The sequence below is a fragment of the Nesterenkonia halobia genome (assembly GCF_039536005.1).
GTDB classification, from domain to species: domain Bacteria; phylum Actinomycetota; class Actinomycetes; order Actinomycetales; family Micrococcaceae; genus Nesterenkonia; species Nesterenkonia halobia.
In genome coordinates this window covers 68844-93934 of the sequence record NZ_BAAAYG010000010.1, presented here as the reverse complement: position 1 = coordinate 93934, position 25091 = coordinate 68844, and the positions used below count along the sequence as shown (strand labels likewise).

20 protein-coding genes and 1 pseudogene are annotated in these 25091 nt (G+C 72.5%); 12 read left to right on the top strand and 9 right to left on the bottom strand.

All coding sequences use genetic code 11. From position 1 onward, the window contains the following. The first annotated feature begins 84 nt into the window (after positions 1-84). On the top strand, positions 85-1911 hold the full coding sequence (locus tag ABD652_RS11640) for a helix-turn-helix domain-containing protein (protein ID WP_344721520.1): 1827 nt from the start codon (positions 85-87) through the stop codon (positions 1909-1911). Here ABD652_RS11640 and ABD652_RS11635 read toward each other — a convergent pair. Then, the gene (locus ABD652_RS11635) at positions 1869-2774 is read right to left on the bottom strand and encodes an Lrp/AsnC family transcriptional regulator (RefSeq protein ID WP_344721518.1); all 906 of its coding nucleotides are present in this window, start codon (positions 2772-2774) and stop codon (positions 1869-1871) included. The genes ABD652_RS11640 and ABD652_RS11635 overlap by 43 nt on opposite strands. A 255-nt stretch (positions 2775-3029) precedes the next feature. Between ABD652_RS11635 and ABD652_RS11630 the strand changes: the two genes are divergently transcribed. Genes ABD652_RS11630 through ABD652_RS11620 form a run of 3 tightly spaced genes read left to right on the top strand, consistent with a single transcriptional unit; the run spans position 3030 to position 7901 of the window. Beyond that, complete coding sequence (locus ABD652_RS11630; RefSeq protein ID WP_344721516.1) at positions 3030-4721, top strand: amidohydrolase; 1692 nt, start codon at positions 3030-3032, stop codon at positions 4719-4721. Continuing rightward, on the top strand, positions 4718-6154 hold the full coding sequence (locus tag ABD652_RS11625; protein WP_344721514.1) for an MFS transporter: 1437 nt from the start codon (positions 4718-4720) through the stop codon (positions 6152-6154). The genes ABD652_RS11630 and ABD652_RS11625 overlap by 4 nt, the downstream gene beginning before the upstream one ends. Further along, a complete protein-coding gene (locus ABD652_RS11620) occupies positions 6144-7901 on the top strand; it encodes a thiamine pyrophosphate-dependent enzyme (RefSeq protein WP_344721512.1) in 1758 nt (585 codons plus the stop codon). Before ABD652_RS11625 ends, ABD652_RS11620 begins: the two co-directional genes overlap by 11 nt. A 107-nt stretch (positions 7902-8008) precedes the next feature. Here the strand turns inward: ABD652_RS11620 and ABD652_RS11615 are convergent, their stop codons facing one another. Further along, entirely contained in the window at positions 8009-8890 is an 882-nt protein-coding gene (locus tag ABD652_RS11615) for an Lrp/AsnC family transcriptional regulator (RefSeq protein ID WP_344721510.1), read from the bottom strand. 286 nt (positions 8891-9176) lie between these two features. Here ABD652_RS11615 and ABD652_RS11610 point away from each other — a divergent pair, with 286 nt between their 5' ends. The 3 genes from ABD652_RS11610 (at position 9177) to ABD652_RS11600 (ending at position 13273) form a co-directional block, all read left to right on the top strand. After that, positions 9177-10868, top strand: coding sequence for a flavin monoamine oxidase family protein (locus tag ABD652_RS11610; RefSeq protein WP_344721508.1), 1692 nt, complete (start codon positions 9177-9179; stop codon positions 10866-10868). Positions 10869-10952: 84 nt separating this feature from the next. Beyond that, a complete protein-coding gene (speB, locus tag ABD652_RS11605; protein WP_344721506.1) occupies positions 10953-11924 on the top strand; it encodes an agmatinase in 972 nt (323 codons plus the stop codon). A gap of 5 nt (positions 11925-11929) precedes the next feature. Then, positions 11930-13273 (top strand): YjiH family protein, encoded by a 1344-nt coding sequence (locus tag ABD652_RS11600; protein ID WP_344721504.1) that lies wholly within the window; start codon positions 11930-11932, stop codon positions 13271-13273. A gap of 37 nt (positions 13274-13310) precedes the next feature. On the opposite strand, the gene ABD652_RS11595 is transcribed toward ABD652_RS11600, so the two are convergent. From ABD652_RS11595 to gabT, 4 genes are all read right to left on the bottom strand, one after another. Next, on the bottom strand, positions 13311-14009 hold the full coding sequence (locus ABD652_RS11595) for a cyclase family protein (RefSeq protein ID WP_344721502.1): 699 nt from the start codon (positions 14007-14009) through the stop codon (positions 13311-13313). After that, positions 14006-14914 (bottom strand): dihydrodipicolinate synthase family protein, encoded by a 909-nt coding sequence (locus ABD652_RS11590; protein WP_344721500.1) that lies wholly within the window; start codon positions 14912-14914, stop codon positions 14006-14008. The genes ABD652_RS11595 and ABD652_RS11590 overlap by 4 nt, the downstream gene beginning before the upstream one ends. A gap of 185 nt (positions 14915-15099) precedes the next feature. Continuing rightward, a complete protein-coding gene (locus tag ABD652_RS11585) occupies positions 15100-16491 on the bottom strand; it encodes an NAD-dependent succinate-semialdehyde dehydrogenase (RefSeq protein WP_344721498.1) in 1392 nt (463 codons plus the stop codon). Positions 16492-16549: 58 nt separating this feature from the next. Then, the gene (gene gabT / locus ABD652_RS11580) at positions 16550-17920 is read right to left on the bottom strand and encodes a 4-aminobutyrate--2-oxoglutarate transaminase (protein WP_344721496.1); all 1371 of its coding nucleotides are present in this window, start codon (positions 17918-17920) and stop codon (positions 16550-16552) included. A gap of 105 nt (positions 17921-18025) precedes the next feature. Here gabT and ABD652_RS11575 point away from each other — a divergent pair, with 105 nt between their 5' ends. The 3 genes and pseudogenes from ABD652_RS11575 (at position 18026) to ABD652_RS11570 (ending at position 20001) form a co-directional block, all read left to right on the top strand. Next, complete coding sequence (locus ABD652_RS11575) at positions 18026-18910, top strand: LysR family transcriptional regulator (protein ID WP_344721494.1); 885 nt, start codon at positions 18026-18028, stop codon at positions 18908-18910. After that, positions 18831-19319, top strand: a pseudogene (locus ABD652_RS13970) (alcohol dehydrogenase catalytic domain-containing protein); the annotation flags it as partial. The gene ABD652_RS11575 and the pseudogene ABD652_RS13970, both read left to right, overlap by 80 nt. 223 nt (positions 19320-19542) lie before the next feature. Further along, a complete protein-coding gene (locus tag ABD652_RS11570) occupies positions 19543-20001 on the top strand; it encodes a zinc-binding dehydrogenase (RefSeq protein WP_344721492.1) in 459 nt (152 codons plus the stop codon). Between the two features lie 52 nt (positions 20002-20053). Here the strand turns inward: ABD652_RS11570 and ABD652_RS11565 are convergent, their stop codons facing one another. Then, positions 20054-21355 (bottom strand): FAD-dependent oxidoreductase, encoded by a 1302-nt coding sequence (locus ABD652_RS11565; RefSeq protein WP_344721490.1) that lies wholly within the window; start codon positions 21353-21355, stop codon positions 20054-20056. A gap of 250 nt (positions 21356-21605) precedes the next feature. Here ABD652_RS11565 and ABD652_RS11560 point away from each other — a divergent pair, with 250 nt between their 5' ends. Together ABD652_RS11560 and ABD652_RS11555 are read left to right on the top strand one after the other, a co-directional pair. Further along, complete coding sequence (locus ABD652_RS11560; protein ID WP_344721488.1) at positions 21606-22856, top strand: NRAMP family divalent metal transporter; 1251 nt, start codon at positions 21606-21608, stop codon at positions 22854-22856. A gap of 32 nt (positions 22857-22888) precedes the next feature. Then, positions 22889-23680 (top strand): putative hydro-lyase, encoded by a 792-nt coding sequence (locus tag ABD652_RS11555; RefSeq protein ID WP_344721486.1) that lies wholly within the window; start codon positions 22889-22891, stop codon positions 23678-23680. Here the strand turns inward: ABD652_RS11555 and ABD652_RS11550 are convergent. Together ABD652_RS11550 and ABD652_RS11545 are read right to left on the bottom strand one after the other, a co-directional pair. Next, positions 23643-24596, bottom strand: a complete 954-nt coding sequence (locus ABD652_RS11550; protein WP_344721484.1) for an urea carboxylase-associated family protein — start codon at positions 24594-24596, stop codon at positions 23643-23645. The genes ABD652_RS11555 and ABD652_RS11550 overlap by 38 nt on opposite strands. 44 nt (positions 24597-24640) lie before the next feature. Further along, positions 24641-25087, bottom strand: a complete 447-nt coding sequence (locus ABD652_RS11545; RefSeq protein WP_344721482.1) for a GNAT family N-acetyltransferase — start codon at positions 25085-25087, stop codon at positions 24641-24643. Positions 25088-25091 lie beyond the last annotated feature (4 nt).

The window sequence follows — 25091 nt, the reverse complement described above, 5'->3', positions numbered from 1 at the left end:
CACGAACGGGTCCCTCAGATCCCATCAGGACTGCGCCGGCACTGCTACAGCCACTATGGGCATGAAACCTTCTAGAATGTGTCAATGATGGATACCTCCGGCTCGGAGCGCGAAGCGCTGCTGCGTGCACTGCTGGACACTGCCGCCGAGCTGTCGAGCCTGCAGGACGTCGAGTCCGTGCTGCAGTCGATCGTGCGACGGACGCGCCACCTTCTGCGCGCCGAGATGGCCTACATCAGTCTCAACGACCACCCCTCGGGCGAGACCTACATCCGGCAGTCGGACGGCGTCGCGACCACCGCCTACCGCACGCTCCGGATGCCCGTCGGCTACGGCATCCTCGGGCGCGTGGCCACCGGCGTCGCGCCTTATCAGACCACCGCCTACCTCCACGACGACTCCATTCCCCACCTTGAGAGCATCGACGCCATCGTCGCCGCCGAAGGCGTGCAGACGATCATGGGGGTTCCGCTGCTGGTGGGCGGCCAGGTGATCGGGGCCCTGATGGTCGCCGAACGCGGCCGGCGCGTGTTCAGCCCTGAGGAGGTCGACATCGTCGACTCGCTCGGCAAGCATGCCGCCGTCGCGCTGGACAACGCCGAGCGCTACTCCCGGGCCCTGTTTGACGCCGAGCAGCTCAGCCGCGAACACGAACGCAGCCAGGAGGAGCTGACCTCCCAGACCCAGGTGATGGAGTTCGACGCCGGACTGCTGCACGAGATCCTGCGCTCCCCCACGGAGGACGGAGTGCTCGAGCTGACGGCCGACACGCTGGGCCGGCCGGCCGCGCTGCTCTCCGAGACCGGCGAGCAGGTCGCCGTCACCCCGCCGGAGAGCGGCACGCTGCTCGAGGGCGCCGCAGCGTCGCCCGCCGCGCTGCGCGGTGAGGTCTCCGCGGGCGAGCACCCCGTGGTTCTCGATGGCGCGCGCGGATCCGTCACGGCGGCGCCGGTGACCGCCGGAGACTCCCTCATGGGGTTCCTCGTGGTCGAGGGCGCCGCAGACGCGGCGCCCCGGCAGCTGCTCGAGCATGCGGCAGCCCATATGGCCCTGACCCTGCAGTTCATCCGCGCCGAGGAGGATGCCCAGGACCGCCAGCAGCTGGACGTGGTCGAGGACCTGCTCGCCGACCGGATGATCTCAGACCATCGCCTGGACCAGCGGCTGCGCCGCTGGCAGCTCTCCGCGCACGATCGCGCCTGGGTCGCCGTCGTGTCCTGCAGCCAGGAGCTGGAGGCCCCGGTGCGGCGACTGCTCCGCGGTATGCCGGGCACTCGACTGACCGCCCCGCGGGGCGAAGACCTGTGTGTGGTCTACACCGACCCGGACTGGCCGCGGGCGGCCGACGCCGCGTTGCGGACGGCAGGACTGGCCGTGCGCGGGGCGACGAGCGGCCCGATGGACTCCCTGCGTCGGCTGCGCCGCCATCACCGGACGGCACGGATGGCCGTGGCGGCGATGCGCCTGGGCGACCGGCAGGGCCTGCTGGACGCCGCCGACGTCGGTCTCGTCGGCGCCGTCGTCCACGCCGCCGAGCAGGCCGCAGCCCACGACAGGGACCCTGTCGAGCTGACGGACCCGATCGCCCCTCTCACCGCCCAGGACGCCGCCCGGGGCACGGAACTGACCCGCACGGCGGCGACCTTCTTCGAGACCGACCGGCGCATCGATCGCACCGCCGAGGCGCTTTTCGTCCACCGCAGCACCGTCAAACAGCGGCTGCAGACGATCCGCCGGGTGCTCGGGGACGGCTGGGACCGCGCGCCGCGGAGCCTGGACGTGCACCTGGCCCTGCGCGCCTGGAGCTTGGGCGCCGAAGGGCAGACGTCGTCGGGGGCCTCGCTCGAGACGATGCGGACGCCCACCGGTCACCCGCGGAGCGCTCGCTCCCGGCTCAGCGAGAGGGCATAGTCCTCCTTCCAGGTCTGCAGGTGGTGCCAGGTCTCCATCCGGGCCACCTGCGGGAGCGCCGTGAGCTCCTCGATCCGGGAGACGAGGGTCGCGGCCTCGGCGGAGTTCAACGTCGCGACCAGATCGAAGCGTCCGACGGTCCGAGCCGCGAACTCCAGCTCGGGGCACTGCCGCAGCGCTGCGACCACCGGTTCCCCGTCGCCGCAGAGCGTGATGCCCAGACCGATCTTGGTCCTCCGGCTCTCCGCGTCGTGGGCGACCACCGCGCCGATCCGGACCACCCCGGAGGAGGTGAGCCGCTCGAGCCGGCCGCGCACCGCCGACTCCGAGAGCATCACCGTGCGCGCCAGATGCCGGCAGCTGGCCCGCCCGTCGTGACGCAGCTGCTCGATGAGCCGCACATCGACCTCGTCGATCCCCCGCGCCGCGGAGTGCTCGGTGATGAAGACCCCGGAGCTCACCTCGACGTAGAGCGCCACGTCCAACGCGGCGACCTCGGGGAATCGGCGCAGCCAGTCCAGCGCCTCCTGCAGAGAGCCCAGGTCGGAGGTACGGATCTCGGCGATGAGGTCGTGGCCGCCGGTGACCGCCGACACGAGCGGCACATCGTCCCGGGCGCAGAGGGCCTCCACCACGGCCGACGACGGTCCGGCCCCGACGACAGCGACGTGCGCCATGACCCGTTCGCCGAGCAGCCCCGGGTCGGCCGCCGCGACGATCCGGATGCGCCCCTGGGCGACCATCGCGCGGACACGGGCGGAGACCTGGTTCCGGGAGAGCCCGAGGTCGCGCGCGAGTCCGCTGTAGCTGCGCCGCCCGTCCTGCTGCAGCGCCCGGATGAGCGCGTCGTCGACGTCGACCATGGAGCCTCCTCCCCCCGCCCTCGGCGATCCGCCGGATTCGGCGAGGTTGCATCCGTGTCCGTGCACTTTCGCAGATCAAGCCACTCTAATCGAGGATACGAGTGACACTCTGCACAGTATGCGTGCAGATCGGGACCTGAACGCTCCTTCTCCTGCCGTCCCGCCCATTGCCCGGGGCACAGCGGCAGCCGTACATTCTGACCCCATCGATGTGGCACCCGCCACATCACCCGAGGATCGTCGAGGAGGACGCCGGTGCGCCGACTGTTCACCGGGGAGCACAGCACCCCGCCGACCGAGGACGCGCCCACGCTCGTCACGGCCCGCCGGATCCGCACGATGACCGACGCCCGGCCGGAGGCCGAGGCGATGGTGCTGCTCGGCGGCCGCATCGCCTGGATCGGCGAGACTGCGGCCGCGCACGCCGAGGCGCGGCGACTGTGCCGGACCGACCAGCGCCCGCACCACGTCGACCTCGGCGACGCCGTCGTCGCGCCGGGCTTCATCGACCCGCACGCGCATCCGCTGATGCACGGACAGATGATGAGCTGGGTCGACTGCAGCCCCGAGCGCGCCGGCTCCATCCCGGAGATCGTCGAGCTGCTGCGCGCCGCAGCGGCCCGACTGCCCGCCGACACGCCGGTCCGCGGCTACGGCTACGAGCAGACGAACCTCGCCGAGGGCCGCCACCCCACCCGCGACGAGCTGGACCGGGTCGCCGACGACCGCCCGGTCTACCTGATGAACGCCTCCGGGCACGGCGGCGTGGTCAACAGCCGGACCCTGACCTCCTGCGGCGTCGACGAGTCCACCCCCGACCCTCCCGGCGGGGAGTTCTTCCGCGACGGCGACGGCCGGCTGACCGGAGAGGTCTCCGACTCGGCCTGCAATGTGCTCACCGGCCTCGACGGCGTCAAGATCGGCAGCCACGGCCCCAACTTCCATCTGGGAGACTCTCCCGCCGAACACCTGGAACAGCTCGACGCCTCCCAGCAGGAGTTCCTCTCCCACGGAGTGACGACGATCGGCGACGCCCAGGTCTCGCGCCGCGAGTTCGACACCTATCTGCGTGCGGCCGCCGAAGGCCGACTGCGCACCCGCGTGGGCCTCTACGCACTCTCCCACCTGCTCGACGCCGCCGTGGATCTCGGACTGCACGGCGCTTTCGGCAACGCCCGGCTCTGGTTCGCCGGGGTCAAGCTCTACGCCGACGGCACCCTCGGCGGCTCCACGGCCTACTTCCCGGAAGGCTATCGGGACGACCCCTGCCGTCGCGGCATGCTCTATCACCCGCCCGAGGAGTACGCCGAGCTGGTGCGTCGCGCCCACTCCGTCGGACTGCAGACCGCCACGCACGCCCAGTCGCCGACGGCGGTGGGCATGGTCCTCGACGCTGTCCGCGCGGCACAGCGCACGGCCCCCAGGAAGGATGCCCGGCATCGCATCGAGCACTGCGGCCTGCCCTCGGCCGCCCAGGTCGCCGAGATCGCCGACTTGGGGATCATCCCGGTCAACCAGCCGCAGCATTACCACAACTGGGGCGACGGGCTGTTGACGACCGTCGGCGAGACCGCCGCGCGGTTCAATCCGCTGGGCGAGTTCGACGCCGCCGGGATCCGCTTCGCGCTGAGCTCGGACGCGCCGGTGGCGGATCCGCACGCCCTGGCGGCCGTCGGCACCGCGGCCACCCGCCGCACCCGCAGCGGAGCCGTGCACGGCTCCGCGGAGCTGACCGTCGGCGTCGACCGGGCCCTGCAGGCCCACACAGTCGACGCCGCCCGGGCCCTGGGCCGGGAGCACGACCTCGGGTCGCTCGCCCCCGGCACCCGGGCCGACTTCGTCGTCCTGGACGACGACCCGCTGTCCCTATCCCCCGACACCCTGCCCGCCCTGACCGTCCGCCAGACCTGGGTCGACGGACGCCTCGCCTGGGAGGCCCCTCGATGAACACCTCGCACCGCTCCCCCGCTCCGACCCCGCCGGAGCCGCAGTTCCTGCCGAAGAAGGCTCGCCAGGCCGGCCTGGCGGCCTTCGTGGGCACCACGATCGAGTGGTTCGACTTCTACGTCTACGCCACCGCCGCGGCACTGGTCTTCGGGGAGGTCTTCTTCCCGGAGAGCGACCGCTGGGTCGGCATCCTCGCAGCCTTCGCGACCTACGCCGTCGGCTTCTTCCTCCGTCCGTTGGGCGGGGTGATCTTCGGCCACATCGGCGACACCTTCGGGCGCCGGCCGGCACTGGTCATGACCCTGGTGCTGATGGGCGGGTCGACCTTTCTGGTCGGCCTGCTGCCCACCTACGCGCAGATCGGCACGTGGGCCGCGCTGCTGCTGGTGCTGCTGCGCGCGCTGCAGGGCATCGCCGTCGGCGGCGAATGGGGCGGCGCGGTGCTCATGTCGGTGGAGCACGCCCCGAAGAAGTGGAAGACCTTCTACGGCGGCTTCCCGCAGCTGGGCAATCCGGCCGGCGCGATGCTGGCCACCGGCATCTTCAGCCTGATCTCGCTGGGCGGCGACGACTTCCTGCGCGACGGCGGCTGGCGCATCCCCTTCCTGGTCTCGATCGTGCTCGTCGCCGTCGGCTTCTGGGTACGCTGGAAGGTCGAGGAGTCCCCGGTCTTCGAGAAGCGCGTCGCCGAGGCCGACGCCTCGGAAGGATCCGGCAGAAAGTCCAAGGACGGCGTGCCGGTGCTCTTCGCGGTGCGGCGCAACTGGATCGCGATGCTGCTGGGTCTCGGCGCCCTGCCAGTGGCCACCGGCGGCTACTACCTGACCACCACCTTCGCCCAGGCGTACGCCACCGGGCCGGAGGTCGGCGTCCCCACCCACATCATCCTCAACGCGATGACCCTGGCCTCCTTCGTCGAGCTGCTGGTCACTCTGCCGGTCGCCGCACTGGGCGACACCATCGGCCGCCGCCTGACGATCGGCATCGGCGTGGTCAGCTCCGGAGTGCTCATCGCTCCGCTGTTCCTGGTCTTCGGGTCCGGCAGCCACGTGATGATCTTCGTGCTGGTCGCCGTGGTCCGCGTGGCGATGTCGATGACCTATGCGCCGACGGCGACGTTCCTCTCCCAGCTGTTCGTTCCGCAGGCGCGCTACACCAGCGTCTCGCTGACCTACGGCGTCGGCGCGGCGGTCTACGGCGGCCTGGCCCCGGTCACCGCCAGCTTCTTGTACGGTCAGACCGGCACGATCTGGTCGGTCGTGGTCCTCTTCGTCGTCTTCGCCGCGCTGAACGTCGCCTGCGTGGTGGGCGCCCCGCAGCTGGTCGACGAGGACGCGACACCCTCGCCGGACTCGCCGAAGCCGCAGGGCACGATGGGCCAGGAGGACGCAACAGACTCGGAGACCACGGAGGGGGCCCGCGATGACGCTTGAGCACACCACCGAGGAGCGCGTCCGCCGCGTAGTGCGTGATATCCCCGCCGCAGAGCGCACCGGTGGACTGGCCGTCGTCGCCGCGCTGGCCGCCCACGGCACCGACGTGGTCTTCGGCATCCCCGGCACTCATAATCTGGAGATCTACCGACATCTGCCGACGCTGGACGTCCGGGCGGTCACGCCACGGCACGAGCAGGGCGCCGGATACGCCGCCGACGGCCACCATCTGGTCACCGGCCGCCCGGGGGTGGTCCTCACCACCACCGGTCCGGCGCTGACCAACGTCCTGACCGCCGCGGCCACCGCCCACGCGGAGTCCCGGCCTTTGCTGGTCGTCTCCCCCGGCATGCCTGTCGGCACCGAGGGCATGGACCTCGGCCGGCTCCACGAGACCAAGGACGCCTCCGGCGCCGCGGACCGGCTCATGGGCTCCTCCCGTCGGGTGACCACGGCCGAGGAGGCCGTCGACGCCGTCGCCGAGGCCTTCGACGGCTTCGCCCGCCGCCGCCCGCGCCCGGTGCACCTGGAGGTCCCGCTCGACGTGCTCGAAGGCCCCTGGTCGGGCCGACTGCCAGGACTGCGGCTCGGCGGACCCGCCGAGCTGCGGCCCGACGCCTCCGACGAGCCGGTGCGCACCGCCGCCGCCCGCCTGGCCGCGGCGCAGGAACCGCTGATCGTCGCCGGCGGCGGCGCCCGCGGCGCGGGCCCCGCGCTGCAGGCCCTGGCCGAGCGGATCGATGCCCCGGTGGTCACCACGGCCAACGGCAAGGGAGTGCTCGCCGAGGACCATCCGCTGAGCCTCCGCGCGGACGTGCGCCGGGCCGCCGTCCAACGAGCCTCCCGGTCCGCCGACGTGCTGATGGTGGTCGGCTCCGAGCTCGGCGATTCAGACCTGTGGGGCGGGACGATCGGCGCGGCCTACGGATCAGCCCCGAGCCGTGCGTCCGAGTCCGCGGACGACGACCCCCAGACGGTGATCCGGCTCGATGTCGATCCGGCTCAGCTGCACAAGAACCTGCCCGGCGACGTCGTCCTCGCCGCCGACGCCGGTGCCGGACTGCGCGCGCTGGTCGCCGAGCTGCCCCCTCGCCGGGAGGGGCCCGGAACGACGGGCGACGCCGAGGACCCGACGACCTCTGCCCGGACGACGCCCGGCCGCCGGCGTGCCGCGACGCTGCGGGGCGAGGTCGACGAGGAGTTCGACCGCACCGCGACGCTGCCGAGGATCACCACAGTGGTCCAGCAGGCCGCCGGCGACGACGTGATCGTCGCCGGCGACTCCTCCCAGGTGACCTACGACGGCACCATCCACGCCCTGCGCGCCCGCAGGGAGGACCAGCTGCTGTACATGCCCGGTCACGCCACACTCGGCTACGGGATCCCCGCGGCCATCGGCGCGCAGATCGGGGTCCCGGACCGACCGGTGGTCGCCCTCGTCGGCGACGGCGCGGCGATGTTCACCGTCCAGGAGGTCGCCACCGCAGTCGAGCAGGGCCTGCCGGTGGTGATCATCATCGCCGACAACGGCGGCTACGGCGAGATCGAGGCCCAGATGCGCCAGATCGGCGTCGAGCCGACGGGCGTGCGGCTGAGCAGCCCCGACTTCGCGGCCCTGGGCTGTGCGATGGGGGCCCGCGGAGCCGCCGTCGACGTTTCAGCGGAAGGCTGGGAGGACCGGCTGAGCGCCGTGGTCTCCGAAGAGCTGGCCGCCGACGGGCCCACTGTGGTGCACCTGCGCCTCTGAGCCCCCTGCCCTCCATCGAGTGGGCGATGTGTCGAGGTTCCGCCCGGTGAAGAGCCCCGAAACCTCGACACATCGCCCACTCGATGCCCGGGGCGCGGCCTGGATGCTCAGATCGCCCGCGAGTAGTCCTCCTTCAGCGTCTGCAGGTGGAACCAGGTCTCCATCCCGGCGACGCCGGCGAGCCCCTTGAGCTCGTCCAGCCGGGCGAAGACCTCTCCCGGCACTCCGGAGCTGAGCGTGGCGATGAGGTCGAAGGCGCCGATGGTCAGCGCGGCGAACTCCGCCTCGGGCCAGCCCATGAGCTGGTCGATCACCGCCTGGTCGTCGGCGCCGAGGTGCAGGCCGACCCCGACTTTGGTGCGTCCGGCCCGGGCGGTATGCGTGACCACTGCGCTGATCCGCAGGATCCGCCCGTCGACCATCCGTCGCACCCGCGCCCGCACCGCCGTCGGCGAGAGCCGCACGCGGGCGGCGAGATCGCGATAGCTCATCCGGCCGTCATGGCGCAGCAGCTCCACCAGCTCGCTGTCGATGGCGTCGATGCGCCCGCCGCCGCCGTAGTCGGAGACGAAGGATCCGCGCAGGATGTCGTTGTAGAGCACTGTGGAGATCCGGGCGACCTGCTCGAAGCTCCGGATCCAGGCGAGCACGTCGAAGAGCGCGTCCTGGTCGGCGGCGCGCACCTCCACCACCAGGTCCTGGGCCCCGGAGATCGCCGAGACCAGCGGGATGTCGTCGCGGCCGCGCAGATGCTCGATGACCTCGCTCAGCTCGCCGCGGCCGGCGATCGAGACGTGCGCCGAGCAGGTCTCGCCGAGGAACGCCGGGTCGGCGGCGGCGACGATGCGCACCCGGCCGGACTCGGTCAGGGCCTTCAGTCGCTCGGAGACGGTCCCGCGCGGGACGCCGAGGCGGGTCGCCAGCGCGCTGTAGCTGGCGCGGCCGTCGTCCTGCAGCGCGGCGATGAGCTCGTCGTCGATGGTCGACATGCCCTGGCCCTCCCTCTGTGCGCCGGATCCGCCGAATTCAGCGCAGTTCCGCCTCGATCATGACACAAATCATGCGTGAGGCGTTCGTCACGACTGTTCGGTGAACGGTGAGCGATGAAGGCCTGCAGATCTGCAAGCATATGATGACTCCTGCTGATGATCTCTCATTGCTGTGTGAGGTGCGCCTCAGTACATTCGTCTCCTGACGCCGCCGCGCAGGAGCGCCCCGCCCGTCCGCACCGCAGCCCCTCCTGCCGCCCCCGATCGCCCGAAGGATGAGGACGCCATGACCGAGACCGCCCCGGACCACGCCGCCGCCGGCGCGACGCCGCCGCTGACCATGTTCAGCCCGGACTTCCCCTTCAGCTACGACCACTTCCTGGACTCCGCCGAGGGCCTGGGCCGCGTGCCCGAGGAGGTCCGCGGCACCGAGGTCGCCGTCGTCGGCGCCGGCCTGGCCGGCATCGTCGCCGCCTACGAGCTGATGAAGATGGGCCTGAAGCCGGTGATCCACGAGGCCGGCGAGATCGGCGGCCGGCTGAAGTCGCAGGCCTTCGACGGCGCCCCGGACTGCGTGGTCGACCTCGGCGGCATGCGCTTCCCGAGCACCGGCCGGGCCTTCTACCACTACGTCGACCTGCTGGGGCTGGAGACCCGCGAGTTCCCGAACCCGCTGTCGCCGGCGACGCCGTCGACGGTGATCGACCTGGCCGACGAGGCCGAGCCCACCTACGCCGAGACCGAGGGCCAGCTGCCGGCCTTCTACCGCGAGGTCGCCGAGGCCTGGAAGCAGGCGCTGCGCGACGAGGCGGAGATCGACGCCGTCCAGGACGCCATCCGCCGGCGCGACGCCGCCGAGCTCAAGCGGCTGTGGAACGAGCTGGTCGCCCGCTTCGACGACGAGTCCTTCTACGGCTTCATCTCCGGCTCGGAGGCCTTCCGGAAGCTGAGCTGGAAGCACATCGAGACCTTCGGCCAGGTCGGCTTCGGCTCCGGCGGCTGGGACACCGACTTCCCCAACTCGGTGCTCGAGGTGCTGCGCGTGGTCTTCACCGACGCCGACGACGACCACCACGGCATCGTCGGCGGCGCCCAGCGCCTGCCCGAGTCGCTGTGGCGCCATGCCCCCGAGGACATCGTCCACTGGCCGGCGGGCACCTCGCTGGAGTCGCTGCACCGCGGCGCCCCGCGCGGGGCGGTCACCGGCATCCACCGCGGCATCGAGGGCGGGGTGACCATCACCGAGAAATGGGGCCGCACCGTCGAGTACGCCGCCGCGGTGGTCACCTGCCAGTCCTGGCTGCTCTCCACGCGCATCGACACCGACGAGGAGCTGTTCTCCCCGCGGATGTGGAACGCCGTCGAGAAGAGCCACTACATGCTCTCCTCGAAGACCTTCGTGATGGTCGACCGCCCCTTCTGGCGCGACACCGACCCGCAGACCGGCCGCGACGCGATGTCGATGACGCTCACCGACCGGCTGCCGCGGGCCACCTACCTGCTGGACGAGGGCCCGGACAAGCCCGCGGCGATCCTGCTCTCCTACACCTGGAACGACGACGCGCTGAAGTGGCTGCCGCTGGACGCCGACGAGCGCACCCGGCTGATGCTGCACTCGCTGCACAAGATCTACCCGCACGTGGACATCGGCCGGCACATCATCGGCCGGCCGATCACCGTCTCCTGGGAGGCGGACCCGAACTTCATGGGCGCCTTCAAGAACAACCTGCCCGGCCACTACCGGTACCAGGAGCGGCTGTTCAACCACTTCGTCCAGCGCGACCTGCCCGAGCATCAGCGCGGGATCTTCCTGGCCGGCGACGACATCTCGTTCACCGCCGGATGGGCCGACGGCGCGGTCACCACCGCGCTGAACGCCGTCTGGGGCGTGATGGACCACCTGGGCGGGGCGACGTCGGCGTCGAACCCCGGGCCCGGCGACCAGTGGGACGCGCTGAAGCCCATCGCCCTGGACTGAACCCGACGGCGGCTCCCCACCACCCTGCCGCCTCTGCACCGTTGCCTCCGCACCGCCGCCTCCCTGCGGCGCCGAAAGGACATCATGACTGAGCAGACCCCCTCCCCCGTCGGCCCGCGCGACAGCTCGGCCACTCCGCGCTACGCCGGCCACGCCAACTTCGCCCTGCTGCCGGGCCTGGACGACGTCGGCCGCGCCGACGTCGCCGTCGTCGGCGTGCCCTTCGACTCCGGCGTCAGCTACCGTCCGGGCGCACGCTTCGGACCGTCCCACGTCCGCGACGCCTCCCGGCTGCTGCGCCCGTACAACCCCGCCCAGGACGTCTCGCCCTTCGCCGTGCAGCAGGTCGCCGACGCCGGCGACCTCATCGCCAACCCCTTCGACCTCGACGAGGCGATCGAGGCGGTGGCCGCCGGCTCCCGCGAGCTGCTCGAGCGAGCCGGGAAGCTGGTGACAATCGGCGGCGATCACACCATCGCCTACCCGCTGCTGCGCACCATGGCCGAGAAGCACGGCCCGATCGCGGTGCTGCACGCCGATGCGCATCTGGACACCTGGGACACCTACTTCGGCGCCCCGGTCACCCACGGCACCCCGTTCCGCCGCGCCTCCGAGGACGGGTTCATCGACCTGACCGCCAGCGCGCACCTGGGCACCCGCGGCCCGCTCTACGGCAAGGGCGATCTCGACGACGACGCGAAGCTCGGCTTCGAGATCACCTCCAGCGAGTTCATCGAGAAGCACGGGGTGCCGGCCGCCGTCGCCCGGCTGCGCGAGCGCCTCGGCGACAAGCCGGTCTACCTCTCCATCGACGTCGACGTCATGGACCCGGCCCACGCTCCGGGCACCGGCACCCCGGAGGCCGGCGGGCTCACCAGCCGCGAGATGCTGCGCATCATCCGCTCGCTGACGGATCTGAACATCGTCGGCGCCGACGTCGTCGAGGTCTCCCCGGCCTACGACCACGCCCAGATCACCGGCGTCGCCGCCAGCCACCTGGTCTACGAGCTCGTCTCGGCGATGGGCCGGACCGCCGAGCGCCGGGCCGAGGGCTGATGGCCATGGCGACCACACGCACCGCGCGGGCCGTCCCGCGCTTCCTCATCCCCTCGCTGATCGGCGTCGCGCTGTTCATGGTGCCGGTCCCCTCCCCCGACGGGTCGATCACCATCCCGGTGGCCATCCTGGCCGACACCGCCGGCTCCCTGCTGAGCGGCATCATGCCGTATCTGATGGTCGGACTGATGGCCGTCTCGGCGGCGGGCACCGCCGTCCATCTGCTCTTCGCCCCGGCGTTCATGGAGCGCTCGGCCACGCTGCGCACGCTGTTCCGCAGCACCGTCTCCTGGCTGGTCATCCGCGTCGTCGGCCTGATCGTCGGCGCGATGACGCTCTGGCAGATCGGCCCGCAGTGGCTCTGGGGCGAGAACACCGGCCAGGTGATCTTCGACCTCGCCGCCCTGCTGGTCACGGTGTTCTTCTTCGCGGGGCTGCTGCTGCCGCTGCTGCTGAACTTCGGACTCATCGAGTTCGCCGGCGCGCTGATGAACAAGATCATGCGTCCGCTGTTCACCGTGCCCGGCCGCTCCTCCATCGACAGCCTGGCCTCCTGGTTCGGCGACGCGATCATCGGCGTGCTGATGACCAGCCAGCAGTACGAGCACGGCTACTACACCCGGCGCGAAGCCGCGGTGCTGGGCACCACGTTCAACGTGGTCTCGCTGACCTTCACCATCGTGGTCATGGGCTACCTGGGTCTGGAGCACATGTTCCTGGGCTTCTACGGCACCATCGTGGTCGCCGGGCTGGTGGCGGCGATGATCATGCCGCGGATCCCGCCGCTGTCCCGGTTCCCGGACGTCTACATCGACGGCACGCCGCGCCGCGCCCAGGAGGACGCCGAGGAGCAGGGCCCGCTGCTGCGGCGCGCCTGGCAGGGCGCGCTGGACCGGGCCTCGATCGCGCTGCCCGGCGAGACGGTCAAGCGCGGCCTGACCAACGTGCTGGAGATGTGGATCGGCGTGCTGCCGGTGATCATGGCGGTCGGCACGCTCGCCGTCGTCGTCGCCGAGCACACTCCGGTGTTCACCTGGCTGGGAACCCCCTTCGTGCCGGTGCTGGAGGCGATGCAGGTGCCCGAGGCCAAGGCCGCCTCGGAGACGATGCTCATCGGCTTCACCGACATGCTGCTGCCCTCGGTGATCGCCATGGACATCACCTCGGAGATGACCCGATTCATCATCGGCTGCCTGTCGATCACCCAGCTGATCTACATGTCCGAGGTCGGCGGCATGCTGCTGGCCTCCAGCCTGCCGGTGAAGCTCCGCCACCTGGTGATGGTCTTCCTCGAGCGCACAGTGATCACCCTGCCGGTGATCGTGATCTGCGCCCACATCCTCTACTGAGGGCGGGGAGACGACGACGCTCGGGCCGCCGGGACTTTCAGAAGCTCCGGCGGCCCGAGCGCGGCCAGGCCACGGCCCGCACCGGCGCGCCGTCGGCCTCGGCCAGCGGCAGCGGGAAGATCCCGACCGGGTGGATCCCCGGGGACAGCTCGCGCAGCCGGCAGAGGTTCTCCACGATCAGCCCGTCGCGACCGAGGACGAGCTCGTGCACCGGGAACGCCCCGGCCGCCTCGCCCGCGGTGGCATCCGGGCTCAGCGCATCAGTCCCGAGCACGCGCATCCCGCGGGACCAGAGCAGCTCGACGGCCTCGACGCCCAGCGCCGGATGCCGCAGCGCGATCTCGGTGCCGGCGTGCCGGTCCCAGCCGACGGCCAGCAGCACCCGAGGCGGCAGCGGCTCGCCGGGTGCGAGCAGGTCGGCGAGCGCACGCTCGACCCGCTCAGCGGGGATCAGCTCGGCGGGCGCGGCGTCGAGCGGCAGCACCAGCGCCGGCCCGATCAGCTCCTCCAGGGTGATCTCCGAGGTGGTGCGCCCTCCGGCGATGCTGTGGCGCGGGGCGTCGACATGCGTGCCGGTGTGCGAGCCGCAGGCCAGCCGTTCGACGGCGACGCCGTCCTCGGCCAGCGTCAGCGCCGGCGTCCGGGTCACCTCCGGGTCGCCCGGGTAGACCATCATCCCCGAACGGATCGGTCGGCTGAGGTCGATCACTCCGGGTTCGGCGTCGTCGGCCCTCATCGGGACCTCTCCTCGCCCAGTCCGCAGGCGTCGACGACCGCCGCGGCCCGGCGCCGCGCGACAGCGTCCGGACCCTGCAGCGGCGCCGGCAGGCTGCCCGGCGGCACCAGGGACAGCTGCTCGGCGAGCGCGACCGTGCCGCGCAGACTGCCGCCGCAGGCGGCGAAGAGCTCCCACACCGGGGCCAGCCTCTCGGCGGCGGCCCGCGCCTCGGCCCAGCGGCCGCCCTGCGCGGCGCGGGTGATCGCCAGCGCCGGATCGGGCAGCGTCCCGCCGATCACCGAGCACCAGATCTCGCAGCCGGCCTGCAGGCCGGCGAGCGCGGCGTGGTCGCCCGAGATCCCCACCTGCACGTGCTCCGGGACCACGGCCCGCACTGCCGCGACCCGCCGACGGGCCGACTCGGGGTCGAGCGGGACCGGCGGGATCTTGATCGCCGCGATCCCGGGCAGCGCGGCGATCTCCCCGTAGAGCTCGACGCTGAACTCGACATGCGTGGTCGTCGGGTTGTCGTAGACCATCACCGGCAGATCGGTGGCGGCGGCGACCTCCCGGTAGAGCCCGAGGATCTCCGCCTCGGTCAGCGGCTGGTAGGCCATCGGCGCCAGCAGCGCCCCGGAGGCGCCGGCGGCCTCGGCGTCGGCGAGGTGCCGCAGCACCTGCGAGGTGCGCAGCGCTCCGACGCCGGCGATCACCGGGACGTCCCCGGCACGGGCGACGGCGAGTTCGACGACTCGCGCCCGCTCGGCGGCGGTGAGATAGGCGTAGGAACCGGTGGATCCCAGCACGGTGATCGCGTCGACCCCGGCGGCCGCGAGCCGATCGATCAGGCCGGTCAGCGCCGGCTCGTCGAGGACGTCATCGGGCATCGGGGTGAGCGGGAACGCGTGGAGTCCGCCGAACATGGTGATCCTCTCCGTGACGGGGCGTGCGGCACAGGATACGCCCCCGGACGCGACGCGGGCCCCGACGGATCGTCGTCGGGGCCCGGATCAGGTCGCGGGCGCGGCGGCCGGGATCTCCGGCCGGCCCGCCCGCAGGGCGCGGCGCCTCACCGGGCGGCGAGGCGTCGCGCCGGTCAGCGGCCGGGTCAGCTCCAGTCGACGCTGAGGTACTGCGGCTCGGTGAACTCCTCGATGCCGAAGGTCCCGCCCTCGCGGCCGATGCCGGCCTGCTTCACGCCGCCGAAGGGTGCGCTGGGGTCGGAGACGGCGCCGCGGTTGACGCCGACCATGCCGGCCTCGAGCCGCTCGCCGATCTGCATCGCGTGCTTCAGATCGCCGGAGTAGACGTAGGAGGAAAGCCCCACCTCGGCCTCGTTGGCGCGGGCGATCATCTCCTCCTCGTCGGTGTAGACGACCACCGGGGCGACCGGGCCGAAGATCTCCTCGCCCAGGATCGCCGCGTCGGCGGGCACGTCGGCCAGCAGCGTCGGCGCCACGAAGGCATCGGCGTCCAGTCCCTCGCCCGAGGGCGCGGCGGCCTGGTGGGCGATGCGCGCCCCGGCGGCGACGGCGTCGTCGATCATCCCGCGGATGCCCGCGGCGGCCTTCGCATGGATCACCGGCCCCAGATCGGAGCCGTCGGCGGGGTTCCCGACCTGCAGCGCCTCGATCTTCGCGCCGAAGGCGGCGATGAACTCCGCGGCGACGTCGGCGTGGACGTAGAAGCGGTTCGCCGCCGTGCAGGCCTGTCCGGAGTTGCGGAACTTCGCGACCATCGCGCCCTCGACGGCGGCGTCGACGTCGGCGTCGGCGGTGACTATGAACGGCGCGTTGCCGCCCAGCTCCATGGAGGTGTTCACCACCCGCTCGGCGCACTGGGCCAGCAGCGTGCGTCCCACCCCGGTGGAGCCGGTGAAGGAGAGCTTGCGGACCCGCTCGTCGGCGAGCCAGGCGGAGACCACCCGCGAGGAGCTGGAGGTGGGGGCGATCTGCACCGCGTCGGCGGGCACGCCGGCGTCGACGAGCAGCTCGACGATCCGCAGCGCGGTCAGCGGAGTCTCGCCGGCGGGCTTGATCAGCACCGAGCAGCCCGCCGCCAGCGCCGGGGCGATCTTGCGGGTGGCCATCGCCGCGGGGAAGTTCCACGGGGTGATCAGCACCGAGACGCCCACCGGATGGCGGGTCACGACGTTGCGCACCCCGCCGGCCGGGGCCTCGGTGTACTGGCCCGGCCCGCGCACGGCCTCCTCGGCGTACCAGCGGAAGAACTCCGCGGCGTACTTCACCTCGGCGGCGGCGTCGGCGCGGGACTTGCCGTTCTCGGCGACCATCAGATCGGCCAGGTGGTCGGCGTCGTCGAGCAGGGCCCGGTGGGCGGCCGTCAGCACCTCGGCACGGTGCCGGGGCGCGGTGGCCCGCCACTGCTCGAAGGCGGCCTGGGCGGCGTCGACCTGGGCGGCGGCCTGATCGGCGGTGGTGTCGGGGACGCTGTCGATGACCGCGCCGGTGGCGGGGTTGCGGACGTCGAAAGTGGTCATGGGGTTCCTCCCGGAGGACGAGATGCCCGGCGGGGCGCCGCGCGGGCGGATGGATGGTTCAGGCTGCGGCCAGGGCGTCGGTGATGATCTGCAGCCCCTCGTCGAGGAGCTCGTCGCCGATGCTCAGCGGCGGCAGCAGGCGGATCACGTTGCCATGGGTGCCGCAGGTCAAGGTGATGACGCCGGCCGCGCGGGCCGCGGCGGCCGCCCGCGAGGTCAGTGCGGCGTCGGGGGCGCCGGTGGCCGGATCCACCAGCTCGACGGCGAGCATCGCCCCGCGGCCGCGGACCTCGGCGATGCGGGCATCGTGCTGCGCCGCCGCGCGCAGGTGGGCCACGGCGCGCTCCTCGATCTCCTGCGCCCGGTGCAGCAGCCCCTCGCGCTCGATGGTCTCGATGGCGCCGACGGCGGCGGCGCAGGCGACCGGGTTGCCGCCGTAGGTGCCGCCGAGCCCGCCGGCGTGGGCGGAGTCCATGACCTCGGCGCGGCCGGTGACCGCCGAGAGCGGCAGGCCGCCGGCGATGCCCTTGGCGGTGGTGATGAGGTCGGGCTGGATGCCCTCGTGCTCGGAGGCGAACCACTGGCCGGTGCGGGCGAATCCGGTCTGGATCTCGTCGGCGATGAACAGCACGCCGTTCTGACGGCACCAGTCGACGATCGCCGGCAGGAAGCCCGGCGCGGGCTCGATGAAGCCGCCCTCGCCCTGGATGGGCTCCATGATGACCGCCGCCAGGTTCTCCGCGCCGACCTGGGTCTGCAGCTGGTCGATCGCCCGGGCCGCCGCGGCGGCGCCGTCGAGCTGGTCATGCAGCGGGTAGGAGCCCGAGACCCGGTAGACCTCCGGGGCGAAGGGGCCGAAGCTGTGCTTATAGGGCCTGTTCTTCGCCGTCAGCGCCATCGTCAGCGTGGTGCGCCCGTGATAGGCGTGGTCGAAGGCGGCCACCGCCTGCTTGCCGGTGTGCGCGCGGGCGACCTTGACCGCGTTCTCCACCGCCTCGGCGCCGGAGTTGAACAGCGCGGTGCGGGTCTCGCCGGGCACCGGGGAGAGCTCGGCGAGCTTCTCGGCGACCTGCAGATAGCCCTCGTAGGGAGTGACCATGAAGCAGGTGTGGGTGAACTGCTCGACCTGCCGCTGCACGCCGGAGACCACCCGCTCGGCGCTGGCCCCCACGCTGGTCACCGCGATGCCGGAGCCGAAGTCGATCAGCCGGTTGCCGTCGACGTCCTCGACGATCCCACCCTCGGCGCGCACGGCGTAGGTCGGCATGATCGAGGAGACTCCGGCCGGCACGACGGCGCGCTGGCGCTCCTGCAGCTCCTGGGCCCGCGGGCCGGGGATCTCAGTGGCCAGCCGGCGGGACTGCGGCAGCGGCGCCGAGGTCTCGGACGGCGCGTCGTGCTCGGCGGCGGGGGTGGTCGCAGTGCTCATGGCGGCTCCTCGGGCGGAGGGGGCGGGTACGTCTCCCCTCGATGATGACGGGAACCGGATATGCCGTCTAATGCCCAATTTTCATGATCTGTATGCTTGGCAGGCATGGAACACCGCCTGCTGCGCTACTTCGTCGCCGTCGCCGAAGAGGGCGGCGTCTCCGCGGCCGCCGAGACGCTGCATATGACCCAGCCCGCCCTCTCCCGGCAGATCCGCTCGCTGGAGAGCGATCTGGGGCTGGCGCTCTTCGACCGGACCGGCCCCCGACTGGCGATGACCAGCGAGGGACGCGCCTTCCTGAGCACGGCGCAGCAGGTGCTGCAGGCCCACGACCACGCCCGCGGCTATGCCCGTCAGCTGGCCGCCGGACGTCTGGAGCATGTCGGCCTCGCGGCTCCGGGCACCACGCTGGTCGACGTCGTCGCGCCGTTCGTCGCCACCTTCACCGTCGGAGACCCCGTCCCCTCGGTGGCCGAGATCCCCGTCGACGCCGATCCGCGCCTGCTGGTCGCCGCCCATGACCTCGTGCTGGTCACCCATGAACCGGGCGATCAGGTCGCCTCCTGGCGGCTGGCCGAACTGCCGGTGTGGGCCTGCGTGCCCGCCGACCATCGGTGGGCCGGACGCGGCGCCGTCGCCCTGGAGGAGCTGGTCGAGGAGCAGCTGGTGCTCACCTCGCGCGACTATATGGCCCGCCGGCTGCTCGACGGCGCCCTGGAGGTCGCCGGACTGGCCCCGCACGGGGCGGTCGAGGCCCGGCACAGCCATGTCGCCCAGGCCCTGGCGGCGGCCGGGCGCGGGGTCGCAGTGGTCACCGACGACCCGCACTTCGCGCTGGTGCCGCTGCGGATCAGCGTCGGCGACGGAGACCTGCGGGTGCGGCTGACCGCCGCCTGGCGCCCGAACCACCATGCCGCGGCGACTCTGGAGGCGCTCGTCGAGCGGATGCGCGGCTTCAGCTCCGACCGTTACGGCCCGACGGTGGACTGAGTCGCGGGCGTCCCCGGTGGTGCGGCCGCCCGCCCTTCCCCACGGCCCGCCGTCCGGTCACACTGCGAGTCAGGAGGCACTGATGCGGGCAGCGGTCACCACGGAGTACGGCTCGCCGGACGTCGTGCAGGTGGTCGACGTCGCGGCGCCGGAGCCGGCCGACGACGAGGTGCTCGTCCGCGTCCGCGCCACCACGGTGAACCGCACCGACTGCGCCTATCGTGCCGCGCGGCCGTGGGTCCTGCGCGCCTCCGCCGGCCTGCGTCGCCCGCGCCGGACCGTCCTGGGCACCGAGTACGCCGGAGACGTCGTCACCGTGGGCGGACGGGTCACGGGCTTCGGCCCGGGAGACCGCGTCTTCGGCTACTGCGAGGGCCGGTTCGGCGCGCATGCCGAGCTGATGACGGCCCGGGAGACGTCCTCGATCGCGCGGGTGCCGGAGGGCGTCGACCTCGATCACGCGGCGGCGAGCACCGAAGGCCCCCACTACGCCCGCTCGGCGATCCGGCGCGCCCGGGTGCAGCCGGGGGAACGCGTCCTGGTCAACGGCGCTACAGGGGCCATCGGCTCGGCGGCGGTGCAGCTGCTGGCCCATCGCCGGGCTTCGGTCACGGCGGTCTGCGCCGCCGAGCATGAGCATCTGCTGCGGGAGCTGGGCGCAGAGCTGGTCGTCGACCGGTTCGCCGAGGATTTCACCGCCCGCCCCGGAGACGTACGACGTCGTGCTGGACGCCGTCGGCACCAGCACCTTCGGGCACTGTCGACGGATCCTCCGGCCCGGCGGCCGCTACGTGTCCACCGATCCGGGGCCGGGATGGCAGAACCTGGCCTGGTCCGCGCTGTCCGCGCTCGGCTCGCGGCTGCCCGGCCGGCCGTCGCGCGGACGCCGGGTGGTCTTCCCGTTCCCCGAGGTTGGCCAGCAGGTGATCGAGGAGATCGGCGAGCTGCTCGCCTCCGGAGACCTCGTCCCGGTGATCGACCGGCACTGCGGGCTGGAGGAGATCGTCGCGGCCCACCGCTACGTGGACGCCGGGCAGAAGGTGGGCAGCGTCGTGGTCCATCCGGGGCCGGGTCCGGCCGAGCCGCGCTGACCCTCACCGACGGGATCGGCGCGCCGAGCGCTCCGGCGTCGCGGCTCCGCCCTCATCCTGAGGTGACATCGTCGTCCTCCTTCGTCTCCTTCGCCTCCGTCGCAGCTCGCCGCCGCGCCCAGTCCGGGGCGTGCTCCGGGCGCGGGCCGACGCCGATCAGCGCAGCCGGCCCGACGGTCAGCTCCGGCCGTCGCCGCAGCAGCTCCGCGACGGCGGCCGGCATCCGCAGCTGCGCGCCGTCGCCGAAGAGCCGCGCCAGTCCGCGGTGCAGCACGCGCTGCAGCCCCTGGATCACGACCGTCGGCGGTCGGCGACGGCGCTGGACCGCGGCGACGTCGGCGTCGCTGATCGTCTCCGCGCGCAGCGGGGCCGCCAGCAGCCGCGCGGCGGCCACGCCGTCCTGCACGGCCAGGTTGATCCCGACCCCGCCGACCGGCGACATCGCATGGGCGGCGTCGCCGACGGCCAGCAGCCCGCGCCGCCACCACTGACGAGCACGGTCCAGCCGCACGTCGAGCACGTGGACGTCCTCCAGCGACAGTGCGGCCGCAGCCTCGGCGAACTCCGGGAAGGCGGCGGCGACCTGCTCGCGGAACCAGCCGACCCCGCGGGCGCGCAGCCCGGCATCGGCTCCCTTCGGGATGAGCATCGCCGACTGGAAGTAGGTCCCGCGCGGGATCGCGATCACCGGGAGCTCGCCGCCGGTGCGCGGGAAGAGCGTGTGGCCGGCGGCCTCCTGGGACTCCGCGTCGTCGGCGTCGAGGCGGAACCACCAGGCATCCATCGGCACGGCGTGCTCGATCATCGACAGCCCCGCCTCCCGGCGGACGACCGAGCCGCGTCCGTCGGCGGCGATCGTCAGCAGCGCGGAGAGCTCATGGGCGCCGCCGTCGGCGTCGCGCCATCTCACCCCGGTGATCTGCTCGCTCCCGGAGGCGTCGCGGCGTCGCCGCAGTCCGGTGACCTCGGCGTCCATGATCAGCCGGAAGCTCGGCTCCTCGGCGGCGGCCGCGGCGAGCAGGTCCAGCACGTCCCACTGCGGGGCCAGGGCGACGTAGGGGTAGGGGTGGTCCAGCCGGCGGAAGTCGCCGGTGGTGACCAGCGATCCGTCGGCGGCCGGCACCCGCGCGGTCTCCATGCGATGCCAGTCGATCTGCGCGAAGCGGTCCATCAGCCCGAGCTCGTCGAGCAGCAGCAGCGTGGAGGGGTGGATGGTGTCGCCGCGGAAGTCGCGGAGGAAGTCGCCGTGCTTCTCCAGCACGACGACGTCGACGCCGGCGCGGGCGAGCAGCAGTCCGGTGACGATGCCGGCCGGCCCGCCGCCGACGATCGCACAGGCGGTGTCCTCGTCCATGGCGCTCCTTCCCCGGGGCCGTCGTGCGTCTGCCGGTCGCGGCATGGGCAGTGGGTCAATCGTCACCGCCCGAAGGACGGTTGACAAGGGATGATCCGCTGCCCGGTGTCTCGCCGGGAAATTTTGTCCAACAATCCGTTGCCCCGATTGTTGAACAACCGCTACTGTGTGATGCATTCGTCGACTAGATCCACGTCACATCCTGGCCACGTCGACCGCCGACCAGCACCACGTCCGAGGGAGCAGATCTGTGACCGACCCCGCCGCGACCCCGCCGACAGCCTCGTCCGCCGAGACGACCCGCCGTCGCACCCGACGCCGCCGCACTGCGCTGCTGGGCGCCATGTTCCTCATGGCCACCAGCGCAGTCGGACCGGGCTTCATCACCCAGACCGCGACCTTCACCCACCAGCTCGGCGCGGCGTTCGCCTTCGCCATCCTGGTCTCGGTGCTGATCGACGTCGCCGTCCAGCTCAACGTCTGGCGCGTGCTCGGACTCTCCGGGCTCTACGCCCAGCAGCTGGGCAACCGGGTGCTGCCCGGGGCCGGCTGGGCCCTCGCGGCCCTGGTGTTCTTCGGCGGCATCGTGTTCAACGTCGGCAACATCGCCGGCGCCGGGATGGGGCTCAACGCGCTGACGGGGATGGACGCCCGCATCGGCGGCGGGATCTCCGTGGTCCTGGCGCTGCTGATCTTCCTCTCCCGCAAGGCCGGCGTCGCCCTGGACCGCGTGGTGGTCGCCTGCGGGGCGGTGCTGATCCTGCTGATGATCACCATGGCGGCCACCACCGCTCCCCCGGTCGGCGAGGCGATGCGCCAGACCGTGCTGCCCGAGCAGGTCGACTTCTTCGTGATCACCACTCTGGTCGGCGGCACCGTCGGGGGCTACATCACCTACGCCGGCGCCCACCGGCTGATCGCCTCGGGCAACACCGGCGTGGACAACATCGGCGCGATCACCCGCACCTCGGTGCTGGGCATCATCGTCGCCAGCGTCATCCGCTTCCTGCTGTTCCTGGCGATCCTCGGCGTCGTCGTCACCGGGGCCTCGCTGGCCGAGGACAACGTCGCCGCCGAGGCCTTCGGCGCCGCCCTGGGGGAGATCGGGCTGCGGACCTTCGGACTGGTCTTCTGGGTCGCGGCGATCACCTCCATCCTCGGAGCGACCTTCACCTCGGTGAGCTTCCTGGTCACCGCCCGCACCGGCGAGCGCACGCGCAACTGGCTGGCCGCCGGCTTCCTCGCGGTCACCGGCGCGATCTTCCTGAGCGTCGGCCAGGCCCCGCAGACGCTGCTGATCATGGCCGGAGCCTTCAACGGCGCCGTCCTGCCGCTGGGCTTCACCGTGATCCTCTGGGCCGCCTGGCGTCGCCGCGACCTGATGCAGGGTCGGCGCCACCCCGCCTGGCTGCTGATCATCGGCGTGCTGGCCTGGGCGCTGACGCTCTACATGGGTGTCAGCTCGCTGGGCGGGCTGGCCGAGCTCTGGCAGGCGGGCTGATCATCGAGACATCGGACGAGGAGGGAGCGACGATGACGACGCCGACCAATGACCGGCTCTCCCCCGCGCAGGCGCGGGGCCGGTTCCGCGGGGGACTGCGCACGCCGACCAGCGGGTGGGTGCCGGGGGCCGCCCAGGCCAACGTGCTGGCCCTCCCCCGCGGCATGGCCTTCGACATGCTGCTCTTCGCCCAGCGGAACCCGAAGGCCTGCCCCGTCCTCGGAGTCCTTGAGGCCGGGCAGCTGGACTCGGAGCTGCTGGCCGGCGGCGACATCCGCACCGACGTCCCCGCCTACCGGGTCTACCGCGACGGCGCCCTGGTCGCCGAGCCGGACGACGTCGTCGAGCACTGGCGCGAGGATCTGGTGACCTTCCTGCTGGGCTGCAGCTTCACCTTCGAGACGCCGCTGCGCCGGGCCGGCATTCCGCTGCGCCACCAGCAGCTGGGCGTCAACGTGCCGATGTTCCGCACCACGCGCCGCTGCGCCCCGGCCGGCACGCTCTCCGGACCCTTGGTGGTCTCGATGCGGCCGATCCCGGCCGACCGGGTGGCCGACGCGGTGCGCATCTCCTCCCGCTTCCCCGGAGTCCACGGGGCGCCGGTGCATGTGGGCGACCCCGCCGCCCTGGGCATCGGCGACCTCGCGGCCCCGGACTTCGGCGACGCCGTCGACGTGCCCGACGGCTGGCTTCCGGTGTTCTGGGCCTGCGGCGTGACCCCGCAGGCGGCGGTGATGGAATCGCGCCCCGAACTGGCGATCAGCCATGCGCCGGGACACATGCTCATCACGGACCTGCCGGAGGCCAAGCTCCAGGTGCCCTGAGCCCCGCCGCCCACACCCCGAGGCCGTGCAGCCCGTCGGCGCCGCGATAGGCGGCCTTCGCCGGCGGCCGCCAGCGCTCCAGGACGGCGTCGTCGACGGCGAAGACCTGCACGCCCAGCGGGTGGCAGTGGGCCAGCTGCTCCTCGGTCGAGGCCGCCTCGGGGCCCCACATGTGCACCGAGAGGTCCCCGCCCGGACAGGTGGACAGCGCCATGAGCAGGTCGACTTCGGCGAAGATCTCCACGAAGTCGTCCGGCCTCGCCGGGCAGGCATCCATGAAGTACTCGTGGCGGTGGTTGAGCCCGGCCATCTGGAAGACGTTGAGCACGTCGTGGACGTCGTGCTCGGTCAGCCCGTGGGGCAGCACGGCCCGGGTGAGATTCGAATGGCAGTGCCGGTCGAAGTCCTCGCCGGAGAGCATCCGGTTCACATACGGATCGCAGCGGGTGCCCAGCAGATCGTGGATCACCGCGGCGTCCGGGTGGTCGGCGAGCGTGTCGGCGATCATCGTCGCCAGCGGCCGCAGCGCCGGCAGCGTGGACCAGAACCGGTCGTAGGTGGTCATCGAGGAGCGCTGCAGCTGCCGGGTCCGCGCCGCCCAGAACCGCTCCCGCGGGTCGTGCAGGTTCCACAGGTTCAGGTCGCCGACCTGCGGACCGTCAGTCTGGTGGATCCGCACGATATGCCCGGCCGACACCTGCCAGGCCCGCCCGGAGCGGATCGGGATCTCGAACTCCTCGACCAGCCGCCGGTCCGCGGCGGCGACGGCGGCATAGAGGCCGCGGTCGACGTCGAGCGCCCCGCCGGGAGGCGACTGGTAGGCCGCGCGCCGGGTGTAGATCCGGCCGGCGGAGGCGTCGTCGTCGCCTCGCGCGGGGCTCGTGCCGGCGCCGGGGCCGGTGTCGTCGGCAGTCATGGGGCCTCCTCTCGTCTCGTGCCGGCGCGGAGCGGCTCCGGCCGTCAGCCGCGCGGCGTCCGGAGCATCGGGCAGTGCGGGATGCCGTCCTCGAGGTAGTCCTCGCCGGCGCGGACGAATCCGAAGCGTCCGTACCACTGCTCCAGATGCGCCTGCGCGCCCAGACGGATCGTCGCCTCAGGGCGGCAGAGTTCGATCCCCCGCTCGAGCAGCGCGCCGGCCAGCCCGCGGCCGCGGGCGTCGGCGCGGGTGACGACGCGGCCGATGGACGGTTCGGCGTCGTGCACGCCCAGCACCCGCTGGGCGGCGACCAGCTCCCCGTCCTCATGGGCGAGGAGCTGGACGGTGTCCTCGAGCAGGTCCCGGCCGTCGATCTCCGCATACGGGCATTCCTGCTCGACGACGAAGACGTCGACGCGCAGCTTCAGCAGATCGTGCATCTCGCGGGCGGTGAGCTCGTCGGACCGCCGGGCGGTGAATGTCGTGGTCACCTGC

What these genes read in the sequence shown, in the direction of transcription:
- ABD652_RS11625 (WP_344721514.1), top strand. Translation starts at nt 4,718, where the DNA reads ATGAACACCTCGCACCGCTCCCCCGCTCCGACCCCGCCGGAGCCGCAG.
- ABD652_RS11600 (WP_344721504.1), top strand. Translation starts at nt 11,930, where the DNA reads ATGGCGACCACACGCACCGCGCGGGCCGTCCCGCGCTTCCTCATCCCC.
- ABD652_RS11615 (WP_344721510.1), bottom strand. Translation starts at nt 8,890, where the DNA reads ATGTCGACCATCGACGACGAGCTCATCGCCGCGCTGCAGGACGACGGC.
- speB (WP_344721506.1), top strand. Translation starts at nt 10,953, where the DNA reads ATGACTGAGCAGACCCCCTCCCCCGTCGGCCCGCGCGACAGCTCGGCC.
- ABD652_RS11595 (WP_344721502.1), bottom strand. Translation starts at nt 14,009, where the DNA reads ATGAGGGCCGACGACGCCGAACCCGGAGTGATCGACCTCAGCCGACCG.
- ABD652_RS11585 (WP_344721498.1), bottom strand. Translation starts at nt 16,491, where the DNA reads ATGACCACTTTCGACGTCCGCAACCCCGCCACCGGCGCGGTCATCGAC.
- ABD652_RS11575 (WP_344721494.1), top strand. Translation starts at nt 18,026, where the DNA reads ATGGAACACCGCCTGCTGCGCTACTTCGTCGCCGTCGCCGAAGAGGGC.
- ABD652_RS11640 (WP_344721520.1), top strand. Translation starts at nt 85, where the DNA reads ATGATGGATACCTCCGGCTCGGAGCGCGAAGCGCTGCTGCGTGCACTG.
- ABD652_RS11590 (WP_344721500.1), bottom strand. Translation starts at nt 14,914, where the DNA reads ATGTTCGGCGGACTCCACGCGTTCCCGCTCACCCCGATGCCCGATGAC.
- ABD652_RS11570 (WP_344721492.1), top strand. Translation starts at nt 19,543, where the DNA reads ATGAGCATCTGCTGCGGGAGCTGGGCGCAGAGCTGGTCGTCGACCGGT.
- ABD652_RS11565 (WP_344721490.1), bottom strand. Translation starts at nt 21,355, where the DNA reads ATGGACGAGGACACCGCCTGTGCGATCGTCGGCGGCGGGCCGGCCGGC.
- ABD652_RS11610 (WP_344721508.1), top strand. Translation starts at nt 9,177, where the DNA reads ATGACCGAGACCGCCCCGGACCACGCCGCCGCCGGCGCGACGCCGCCG.
- ABD652_RS11550 (WP_344721484.1), bottom strand. Translation starts at nt 24,596, where the DNA reads ATGACTGCCGACGACACCGGCCCCGGCGCCGGCACGAGCCCCGCGCGA.
- ABD652_RS11635 (WP_344721518.1), bottom strand. Translation starts at nt 2,774, where the DNA reads ATGGTCGACGTCGACGACGCGCTCATCCGGGCGCTGCAGCAGGACGGG.
- ABD652_RS11555 (WP_344721486.1), top strand. Translation starts at nt 22,889, where the DNA reads ATGACGACGCCGACCAATGACCGGCTCTCCCCCGCGCAGGCGCGGGGC.
- gabT (WP_344721496.1), bottom strand. Translation starts at nt 17,920, where the DNA reads ATGAGCACTGCGACCACCCCCGCCGCCGAGCACGACGCGCCGTCCGAG.
- ABD652_RS11620 (WP_344721512.1), top strand. Translation starts at nt 6,144, where the DNA reads ATGACGCTTGAGCACACCACCGAGGAGCGCGTCCGCCGCGTAGTGCGT.